The following is an 8,723-nucleotide window of genomic DNA, read 5'->3' as shown; positions in this document are numbered from 1 at the left end:
CTGTGTCGATCCCGTCGGTCAGGGACCGTAACTCGATACCGCGGGTAGCAAGGTCAGCCGCCAGTTCGACAAGGCCCTTCATCGAACGGCCAAGGCGGTCGAGCTTCCAGATGACGAGCGTGTCGCCCCGGCGAGCGACGTTCAACGCTTCCGACAAACCCGGACGGTCGGCTTTCGCGCCACTCGCCGTGTCACTGCAGATCCGTTCGCATCCCGCAGCGGTCAGAGCGTCCGTTTGCAGCGTTAAATTCTGGTCCGACGTCGAGACCCGGGCATATCCGATGAGCATCAGCGGGGATCCGCCATGTCAGCGCGCCTGCTTCAGGAACGCGGTGAAGCGATCTGCGCTCTCACGCAGCGCTTGGCCGTCGGGGCCGTCGAAGGCGGGCGGTGGTACGCGAAGGTTCAGCCGGCCGAGACCATCCAGGACCTGAGCATAATCCAGCCCGGTACGTTCCTTCGTCTCCTTGGACGAGCTGTGTCCTGAGGCATAAGCGCGCAGCGCGTCGTCGATCGTCATGGTTCGACCCTTCTCAGCTAGCCAACAAAGTTAGCGTTCAATGAGAATATATAATGAGAACGCGTTTTGAGAAAGCGAAAATCTTGGCGGGCTATGACCTCTGCAGGTTCAAGAGTTTTCACTAGAGCGATCACTAGGCACGTTGTCGCCAGCGGGATAATCAACGTTTAAATTCGGAGATCACGCCATGCCCGTTGCGATGCTCGCGCTGCTCAGTGTCCCTGCCCCCCCGGTACCGTTCGCCACCCAGCGAACGGAGGTCGTGTCGTTCACTGCCAGCGATGTCACCTGTTCAGGGCAGCCGATAGCAGCCGATAGTATCGTTCGGCCTTTCACGGCAGTTGCGACGCGTTACGGTCCCGCTGTTACCGAAAGCCCCTCACCCACATATCGGTTCTCCTTCGTAATCGACGCGCAGGGACGTGCCCGCACGATCCGCCGTGATATGACGGAATCTCCGGGTTGGTATGTCGACACGAGTGATCTTGCCCCTGCGCTGGCGGCTTCGAGCTTTCCAACCGGAATGCCGCAGGCGAAATGCAGCGTGTCCTTCAAAGCATCGGTCACGCCGATCGAGAAGGCGTCGATGCCGGATTTGTACGAGCTGGCGAGCCGTCCGGATGCCACAGGGTTTGCGCCTGCCCTGTTTGAACGAGTTCGTCCTACAGACTCAAATTGCCCCCGCGAGCCAGGCCAGTACCGGCGTCTTAACCTGCCTGCCTTTGAGAAGCTGTCGCAACCGGCGCGCCGACCAGCTTGGGTGTTTCTAGCATTCGACGTTAACGCCGCGGGTAAGCCTGGCAACGTCCAGACATTGGGTACGTCCGGCGATACAGGGCTCGAGCGCGCCGGCCGGGAAGCTTTGCTCGCCAACCGCTACGAGCCGGGAGCGGGGTTTCACGGATGCACCTATCACTTTTACTATAACGGACGCGCCAACCTTGCGGCGCCCGTACCGGTGCCAGACACGCCTCTTGATACAGGAGATCAGCCCGGTTGTATCGTGGATCCCAAGTCGATCCCGGGTCTTCTCGACGGAAGCGCCTACCCTAGAGCGTTCTGGCGCCGCGGGATCGAAGGGGCGGCCGTAATTGGCTATGATACGGCGCCATGGGGAGAAGTAGGAAACGTAAGGGTTCTAGGTTCTGAACCGGACGAGGCGTTCGGCGATACCGCGCGCAATGCGCTTTCCAATGCTCGGGTAGTAGAGAGTGGTTCAGGCCGTCGAGGCTGCGTTCAGCGGGTCAAGTTCAAGCTTCCACCGAAGGGGACCCGGTAACGAGCACTATTTCAGTTTGCTATGCTAGGCTGTGGGCCGAATTGGTCTTTGAGAAACCGTGCTTCGAGTAGCGCGGTTTCCATCTTGTCCATTCCTACCCCGGATAGCGTTAGCTCATCGTCCACATTCCCGGTGCCGTCGCCAATCAGAAGGCCTTCGGCAGTAAGATGTTTGAGCCAACGCCCTATGACCGCTGTAGAGATGTCATGTTTTTCCGCAACAATTCGTCCGGTAATACCTACGCTGTTTGCGTCCGCGACGAACAGCTCAAGAAGCACTTCCCAGGCCGGTTCGCCGAATATATCACGCGACAACACGGAGGCTCGATACTTGCGGAAGCGCAGTATCGCCATCGCTAGCTGAACAGCCTCGTCGTTACCCCTCACGCGCCACTCCAGTTCATTGAGTAGCGATATCAACAAATTCCGTAGCGGAAGGCAACCCCGGTTAGGGCTTAATATGATCGCCCATCAATCGATCGAGCGCTTGGCTTAGCCAAGCTGCTAAGGCGAAGTCCTGCTTTGCATCAGCAAATGCAATCATATCTTCGAGTTGCCTCGCGAACACGCGGGGGCATTGATTACCGCTATTATGTTCCATGAGTGACAGATTCCCAGCTAGGGGCGGGTCGGCGCACTACCCCCCTATTTCTCTATCTACGAGCTAATTCAAAGTGTTCTCAAGATAAAGCACATTAATCCATATCAAAATGTCCGACAAAACGTTTTTAAAACGTTGGGTACCCGGCAAATTCAATCTCGCATCATGCGTCCTACCTCTTGTTCTAATGTACCACACACCCGAGGCGATGCCCGATGGCGCGAGGCCATTCAATCAGACGTACAATTTGATCGTGGAAGTCCTTCCCTTTTGGGAATGGCCAAAATGACCAAACCGCCCAATCGCCGACGCAAAGATGGGCAATTCGCATCCGCGAAAGCGGACATTGGTTCAGCACGACTTTTGCTCCGAACCTATAAAATCGGGTTCTAGCAAAGGTTGGGGTGGGCAAATGACAAGTTCTGTTATTACAAGGCTAACGTTCTAGGCTTTGCCAGCATGTGACATGCCAATAGTAGACGGTTTGGGCTAAACGGGTGGATATGTCCGGTATCCGTTATTATGGTGGACGTGCGAGATCAGCTCTTTGGTCAACCGGTGAAATCCTTTGGGGGCTCCGCTATGATGATCCTGTTGCCATCCTGATCAGCAATCTCGGCTATCGCGCCAAAACTACCCCGGCTGATCGGGCCGATATCGAGACCCAGATCGGTAAGTCTGTCCTTTTCCACGCCCATATTGGGCGTCACGATCGTAACTACGGACCGTCCAGCCTTCTCGAAATCGCAGATTAATTGAATACCCGCCGTGCCAATGTTCCGCCACTGCGTCAGGGCAGGCATAGGATGGTCGTCAGCGGGTCGGGCAAGCAAAGTCGTATACCAATCTTCGGCGCGAGGCATGTCAGTTACACATGCCACCGCATACAAGCCTTGGATGTTCATCACCATGCTCCGATCAGCCTCATTGATAAGCTAGCTCAACGGTGTCGTCCTCCACAATATCGCAGCGCAAGCTCTCCACAATCTTGGGGTGTTGCCAGCCACCTCTCACCGAACAGTTCGCCCAATTGCAGACGTTTTTTGATCGTCTACCTCGGCGGCAGACCAAGCGAAATGCGATTAAACATGAGCTACCAGACGGACCGTCAGGTCAGATGCGTCCAGTGGAACCGAAGCCCTACGGTATTCGCTTACGGTAAATCGTTGGTTGTCGGCGACTGAGAGACTTGGTGCTCCCGCGTAATTTCGGGAGTTCTAATGCCAATTTACTATTTCGAGATTGCCGATGCTAATCCGGCCATTCCCTGTGTCGGAGAGAATTTACCGTCGCTTGCTGCATCCGTTCCTTCGCACTAAAATATGCAGGTCTACTTATACGTGATCAGGGCGAGGTGTTCTGGGGCGGAGAAGAGTGGGTCATGACGGTATCGGACGTAAACCACCTAACGATGTTCACGATAATGATTTGCTCCACGGCCGCGCCCGCCACCTTGAACCTCAAGATGTTGATCTGAGAAAGCCATAGGCGGGTATCCCTCGCCCCTTCCCGAATGCAGGCGATCTGCTTTACTCTCCGTTCCAGACATTCCCGAAATTGGTTCCCTCGCGAGAAAGCCGGATCGGACACGAACGTCGAAAAACAGACACGCAGGCCGCAGCCGTAATGGTAGCTCACATGGCTATAGGTAAGGAAAGTGCCGACCGATGCTAATCAAAGGCGGACTCACTTCCATCTAATGCGGATCGTCAGGGCTTTCATCTATCGATCCTGAATAGAAGGTCGACGGCAGGGCTGAAGCAGAACAGCACAGTAAGAATCACCACGAACGTCAGAAGGTAGTTGGTCATAAATGCGCCACCCGAAGGGTAAACCAGCTTTCTCAAAATCCCGCAGACCAGCCATATTGGCGCGGCGAATAATGAAGCTATTAATAGCGCCCAACTCAGACTGGCCAGAGTATGCGTTTCAGGACAACCGATTGAACGATTGCACGTACCCAACACGTTGCCCACCAGTACAATACCGCCGATGCCAGACGCAAGAAGGCCGACCGTAAGACAGCCGAACGGCCAAGCCTTTCGTAGGTGGGGAAATAGTGGCTCCTTGCTCATGCCGCGACCTTAAAAACAATAGGAAGCCATTTAAAGTAGCGGCTTCTGGATGTGCTACGCTGCGGAACGCGGACCGTCCGCCCTCTTTCCATCTCGGCCATTCCCGAAACTCGATCCTACTCGGGAATGTATGCGTGACAGTTGTAAACCTACGATGCGCCACGCTTGCATGTGGCAGGCGTGAAGCTGTAGGTGTATGCTAAGCATATTAATGGTGCCTAGTCGGTAGAGTTTTACAATGCGATCACTAGCCTGGTTAATTAGCAGTGTTGTCTTTCTTGGGCTATGTACTTCTGCCTGCAATGGCGTGTCCGAAATAGAAATAACCGAGATTAGCCGTCAAAATGTAGAATTTAAGATAACAACTACCAACGGTGCAATTCCATGTCTAAGGTTTGCAACTTTAAAAGATCAGACAGGTCTCGAAGTTTGGACGATTGATATGAAGCGTGAAAATGAATTATGCATCACGAACTTTGCTTATCCCAATGTTCCCAAGGGATTTGTATCCACTGGTTCGCGAGGCTTACTGAAACCCGGTAAATATCTTATTGAAACAATGAGTGGTGCGTACTGGGGCAAGGAAACGTTTGAGGTAATCTAGAGGCTGTTATGAACCTGCGGCGAAGGCAGCGGCTTGCTTCATCATGAGGCAAGCGAAGGCGATGACGTGAAGTCCTGCGAGTGTTTCAGCGTAGCGCTCGTAGTCTTTGACGAGGCGTCGAAAACGGGTCGCCCATGCGAATGACCGCTCGACAACCCAGCGTCGCGGCAAGAGGACGAAACCACGCTTGGCCTCGGGCAATTTGACGACCTCAAGTGTGATGCCGTGTTTGGCTGCGGCGTTGGCGGCTCGCTCGCCGGTATAACCCTGATCGACCCAGGCAAGTTCGACGGTGTCGTTGGTGACGGCCTGCACGGTACGCGCGAGCCGCTCTACCTCGCCGCGGTCTTCTGCGCTGGCCGGCGTGACATGAAGTGCCAGCAGGTGGCCCAGCGTATCGACGGCCATGTGGATCTTCGAGCCCTTCTTGCGCTTCCCACCGTCGTAGCCGGCACGCTCGCCGCTCTCCGGTGTGGAGCGCAGCGTTCGACTGTCGATGATCGCGGCGGTCGGTTCGGCCTTGCGGCCTGCCGCCAGGCGCAACACCGCGCGCAGATCGTCGACCAGCGCCTCGAAGCATCCTGCCGCCAGCCAGCGCTGCGTCTGCTGGTACACCGCCGCCCAGGGCGGAAGGTCGTTCGGCATCCACCGCCACGGCGCACCCGTCTTCACGATGTAGCGAAGGCCGTTGAACACCTCGCGCAGGTCGTGCCCCCGCTGGCCGGCATCCTCGCGCTGCAACAGCAGGTACGGTGCGACCAGCGACCACTCCTCGGTGCTGACGTCAGACGGGTACGGCTTGCGGCAAATGCTCATCCGATACCGGATGAATCAGGCCCGCCTCCAAGTCCATAACAGACTCTAGGGTTAGACGTAAGGCTGCTGCGGCCATTCCCAAAATTCGATCCCTTTTGGGAAAGGTCAGAATGACGAAATCGCACACACCGAGATGCATGCGGCCTCAAGCGCTGGTGGCTCAGGACAGGTCAACGGCGCCGATGGCAAAACTGTACGCACCGAACCGCTGTCGAACCCACGTGCCCGGCCCCAGGCCGCTGCTGCTACTCTACGGTTGACCCCGATCTTGCTGTAAACGCGAGCAACGTGGTTGCGGACCGTGTTTCCGCTGACGTTCAGCGTACGCGCCATCGTCTTGTCGTCCATACCCTCGCAGATCAGCGCCAGCACTTCGCGCTCGCGTACAGTAAGGTCGTTCAGTCCAGAGGGAACGCTAATACGCGTTGGTTCGGACCGAAGCGTCAGATTATCCAATATCGCATGGCTGAGCCACTTGGATTCCGTAATCGTGGCTTCGATCGCGGCAGCGAGATCGCGTTCGTCCATTCTACGTTTGGTGACGTCTTGAAACGTCCAAAGCACATAGGTCTGCTCGCCAACCGTAACACTGGCCTGTGAAACGAGGCATTCGAGATGCTGTCCGCATTTGGTATGAACCGTGCCGGATGCTATCCCCGATGGCCAGAGATCCACGTCATAGATCGAACGTCCGGCCAACTCGTCTGCCTGATATCCAGTCAGCGAGCATAGGCTTTCGTTCGCCACGTTCACCACGTTATTAGCGGCGTCGACTATCATCATACATGCCGACGAGTTCGCAAATGCTGCCTCGACACTTGTTCGATACCGAGCATGGTACGGCTCGCTCTCCCGCCACGCTTCAATATCAGTGAAGGTAAACAACATGCAGGGCTGACCGGCGACCGTCACCGGCTGGCCTGCCACGATCACGCGCCGGCTTGTGCCGTCAGGCATTGCGAGATCGGCCAAGGTCTGTGGAATGGTTTGCGCCTCGACAAGTGCGCGCTTCACGAGATCGGCGTTCACTGCCCCGTCGAGGATATCCCGTTCATATATCGATCGCCGCAGCCAATGGTCGTCAGCGCTGTTCGTCAGCGTGAGGAAGCTACGATTGACGGTGACGTAGCGAAGATCGCGCAAGCTGCAAACGATGGCCGGAGCCGGGTTTTGCTCGATAAAGCATTCATATTGCGTGTCGCGATCGCGCGCGTTCGACACCCACCCCGTCGAAGGCTGGTGGGGTCGCGTGAAGATATCTATGCAGGCGTTTGTCATCGTCGTTCCTCGTATAACGAAGATACGGCAAAACCATCGCTTGGATTAAATGAATATCACGTCACCTAAGGAGTGACCCATTTTGATACTTGGCGGCAACAAGTATCATGATCTGTAGGACAGATCGGTATACGCGTCAGCATGGCTAACCAAACACTATATCTGATGTATTGGCTATAGCTAGAGAAGTGATAGGTTTGGCTCGCCACTCTATGGGTAACTAGGATTGGCTAGCTGTGTAATCTTAGTTTACTCCAATAGGTAATGAAACCGGTGTGGAAGACAGACCGCCTTTGAAAAATTTCGTCAAATTTACCCGCTGGGCATGACACCCCACAGACGCGCTACATCCGCCCCATAATCGACGGCAGGGGTCGCAATGCTACGGTGACTATGCCGAATGCACCAAGGTTGAGGTACTTTTGCACCATGTTAACTTTTCATTTTGCTGGTTAGGGAGATGCAGGAGAGTACAAAAATGCGTAGTACCAGCAACATCGCGAACACCGAGCGAGATTCCAGCAACCGCGCTTACAACGCTGCGCGCGCAGAGTGGCATAGTCACCGCGCTTTGATCTCGACCGATAGCAGCACAAAGAGACTGCACGAGAAGTTTGCGTTGCTTTATCGCGCGCGTGCCGAAGTAGGGAATGCCGATACTGCGACATCGTCCGAGTTTTGATAAATTGGTATTTAGGTACGCGATAAGCTGCCAATTATACCAGAAACCTTTAGACTAATTTGCTGGTTTGATGCTGGGGATCAGCAGATCATTGGCCATACCGGTCTGACTGCATGACTCCTAAAATAAGGGGCTTTCATGGCACGGCATCGCAGTCTTTCCCGGATCGGGCTTGTTGGCGTCGGCATCGCGACGGTGTCGCTTGCGGCCTGCGTCAATCCGTCAGCAAAAATCGCGACCTCGCTCGAGGGATATGGTTTTCAGCCGGCGCAGTCGCAGTGCGTCGGCGACCGGCTCGAGGCAAACTTGTCGCTTGGCCAGCTGCAGCAACTCGGTCGCGCCGCCAAGGCGTCNGGGATAGGGTTTTCAGCCGGCGCAGTCGCAGTGCGTCGGCGACCGGCTCGAGGCAAACTTGTCGCTTGGCCAGCTGCAGCAACTCGGTCGCGCCGCCAAGGCGTCGCGCGAAGGCGATACGACCCCAGGCCGCCTGACGGCCAGCGACTTCGTTCGCGTGTCTGGGCAGGTCAAGGATCCCAAGGTGCCGCTTGAAGTCGGCAAGGCAGCTGCTGCCTGTGGCATCCTGACCGACCCCGCATCACCGCTCTAAGTCAGTCCTATGGACATCGCCTCGGCACGGGCGATGTCCTGATCCTTCGTACTGTAATGCGTGCAAATCGCTTATAAAAGTCAGCGATTTGCCACGCAGATCTGGATCGTGGCGGTACCCGCTACTCGTCGTCGGTGTAAAGTCCGGCAAACTTACCGTTCTTAAGGCCACCAATGAGCCAGGTCTGTGGCTTACCTTTTTCGAATGTTACCTTGTAGGTTTCCTCGCGGCCGTCTGCCATATCCGCTTTGAGGAAAGTCAG

At 55.8% G+C, this 8,723-nt stretch carries 11 protein-coding genes; 4 read left to right on the top strand and 7 right to left on the bottom strand.

The genetic code is table 11. The annotated features are described in order from the left end of the window. Nucleotides 1-289, bottom strand: a 289-nt coding sequence (locus tag ASE69_RS12515) for a recombinase family protein (RefSeq protein ID WP_162236884.1), incomplete at its 3' end; no start/stop codon positions are given. An 18-nt stretch (nucleotides 290-307) separates the two neighbouring features. After that, a complete protein-coding gene (locus tag ASE69_RS12510; protein ID WP_056487126.1) occupies nucleotides 308-520 on the bottom strand; it encodes a hypothetical protein in 213 nt (70 codons plus the stop codon). A gap of 445 nt (nucleotides 521-965) precedes the next feature. On the opposite strand from ASE69_RS12510, the gene ASE69_RS21445 reads away from it, so the two are divergent. Continuing rightward, nucleotides 966-1,799, top strand: a complete 834-nt coding sequence (locus ASE69_RS21445) for a TonB family protein (RefSeq protein ID WP_162236883.1) — start codon at nucleotides 966-968, stop codon at nucleotides 1,797-1,799. An 11-nt stretch (nucleotides 1,800-1,810) separates the two neighbouring features. Here the strand turns inward: ASE69_RS21445 and ASE69_RS12505 are convergent, their stop codons facing one another. From ASE69_RS12505 to ASE69_RS22130, 3 genes are all read right to left on the bottom strand, one after another. Continuing rightward, nucleotides 1,811-2,185, bottom strand: a complete 375-nt coding sequence (locus ASE69_RS12505) for a hypothetical protein (protein ID WP_056487123.1) — start codon at nucleotides 2,183-2,185, stop codon at nucleotides 1,811-1,813. A 765-nt stretch (nucleotides 2,186-2,950) separates the two neighbouring features. After that, entirely contained in the window at nucleotides 2,951-3,304 is a 354-nt protein-coding gene (locus ASE69_RS12500) for a VOC family protein (RefSeq protein WP_156362323.1), read from the bottom strand. An 813-nt stretch (nucleotides 3,305-4,117) separates the two neighbouring features. After that, nucleotides 4,118-4,474, bottom strand: coding sequence for a hypothetical protein (locus tag ASE69_RS22130; RefSeq protein WP_156362322.1), 357 nt, complete (start codon nucleotides 4,472-4,474; stop codon nucleotides 4,118-4,120). A 307-nt stretch (nucleotides 4,475-4,781) separates the two neighbouring features. Between ASE69_RS22130 and ASE69_RS22125 the strand changes: the two genes are divergently transcribed. Next, nucleotides 4,782-5,078, top strand: a complete 297-nt coding sequence (locus ASE69_RS22125) for a hypothetical protein (RefSeq protein ID WP_156362321.1) — start codon at nucleotides 4,782-4,784, stop codon at nucleotides 5,076-5,078. A gap of 6 nt (nucleotides 5,079-5,084) precedes the next feature. On the opposite strand, the gene ASE69_RS12490 is transcribed toward ASE69_RS22125, so the two are convergent. After that, nucleotides 5,085-5,894, bottom strand: a complete 810-nt coding sequence (locus tag ASE69_RS12490; RefSeq protein ID WP_056487114.1) for an IS5 family transposase — start codon at nucleotides 5,892-5,894, stop codon at nucleotides 5,085-5,087. 105 nt (nucleotides 5,895-5,999) lie between these two features. Further along, entirely contained in the window at nucleotides 6,000-7,172 is a 1,173-nt protein-coding gene (locus tag ASE69_RS12485) for a LuxR C-terminal-related transcriptional regulator (protein ID WP_056487111.1), read from the bottom strand. Between the two features lie 478 nt (nucleotides 7,173-7,650). Here ASE69_RS12485 and ASE69_RS22985 point away from each other — a divergent pair, with 478 nt between their 5' ends. Both ASE69_RS22985 and ASE69_RS12475 read left to right on the top strand, forming a co-directional pair. Further along, on the top strand, nucleotides 7,651-7,854 hold the full coding sequence (locus tag ASE69_RS22985) for a hypothetical protein (RefSeq protein WP_056487109.1): 204 nt from the start codon (nucleotides 7,651-7,653) through the stop codon (nucleotides 7,852-7,854). A 412-nt stretch (nucleotides 7,855-8,266) separates the two neighbouring features. Then, complete coding sequence (locus ASE69_RS12475; RefSeq protein ID WP_056487106.1) at nucleotides 8,267-8,461, top strand: hypothetical protein; 195 nt, start codon at nucleotides 8,267-8,269, stop codon at nucleotides 8,459-8,461. Nucleotides 8,462-8,723 lie beyond the last annotated feature (262 nt).

The sequence above is a fragment of the Sphingomonas sp. Leaf208 genome (assembly GCF_001421415.1).
GTDB lineage: Bacteria > Pseudomonadota > Alphaproteobacteria > Sphingomonadales > Sphingomonadaceae > Sphingomonas.
Note: the sequence above shows the minus strand (reverse complement) of the source record. Positions and strands in the feature narration are given on the sequence as shown.

What these genes read in the sequence shown, in the direction of transcription:
- ASE69_RS22130 (WP_156362322.1), bottom strand. Translation starts at nt 4,474, where the DNA reads ATGAGCAAGGAGCCACTATTTCCCCACCTACGAAAGGCTTGGCCGTTC.
- ASE69_RS22985 (WP_056487109.1), top strand. Translation starts at nt 7,651, where the DNA reads ATGCGTAGTACCAGCAACATCGCGAACACCGAGCGAGATTCCAGCAAC.
- ASE69_RS12510 (WP_056487126.1), bottom strand. Translation starts at nt 520, where the DNA reads ATGACGATCGACGACGCGCTGCGCGCTTATGCCTCAGGACACAGCTCG.
- ASE69_RS21445 (WP_162236883.1), top strand. Translation starts at nt 966, where the DNA reads ATGACGGAATCTCCGGGTTGGTATGTCGACACGAGTGATCTTGCCCCT.
- ASE69_RS12500 (WP_156362323.1), bottom strand. Translation starts at nt 3,304, where the DNA reads ATGAACATCCAAGGCTTGTATGCGGTGGCATGTGTAACTGACATGCCT.
- ASE69_RS12490 (WP_056487114.1), bottom strand. Translation starts at nt 5,894, where the DNA reads ATGAGCATTTGCCGCAAGCCGTACCCGTCTGACGTCAGCACCGAGGAG.
- ASE69_RS12485 (WP_056487111.1), bottom strand. Translation starts at nt 7,172, where the DNA reads ATGACAAACGCCTGCATAGATATCTTCACGCGACCCCACCAGCCTTCG.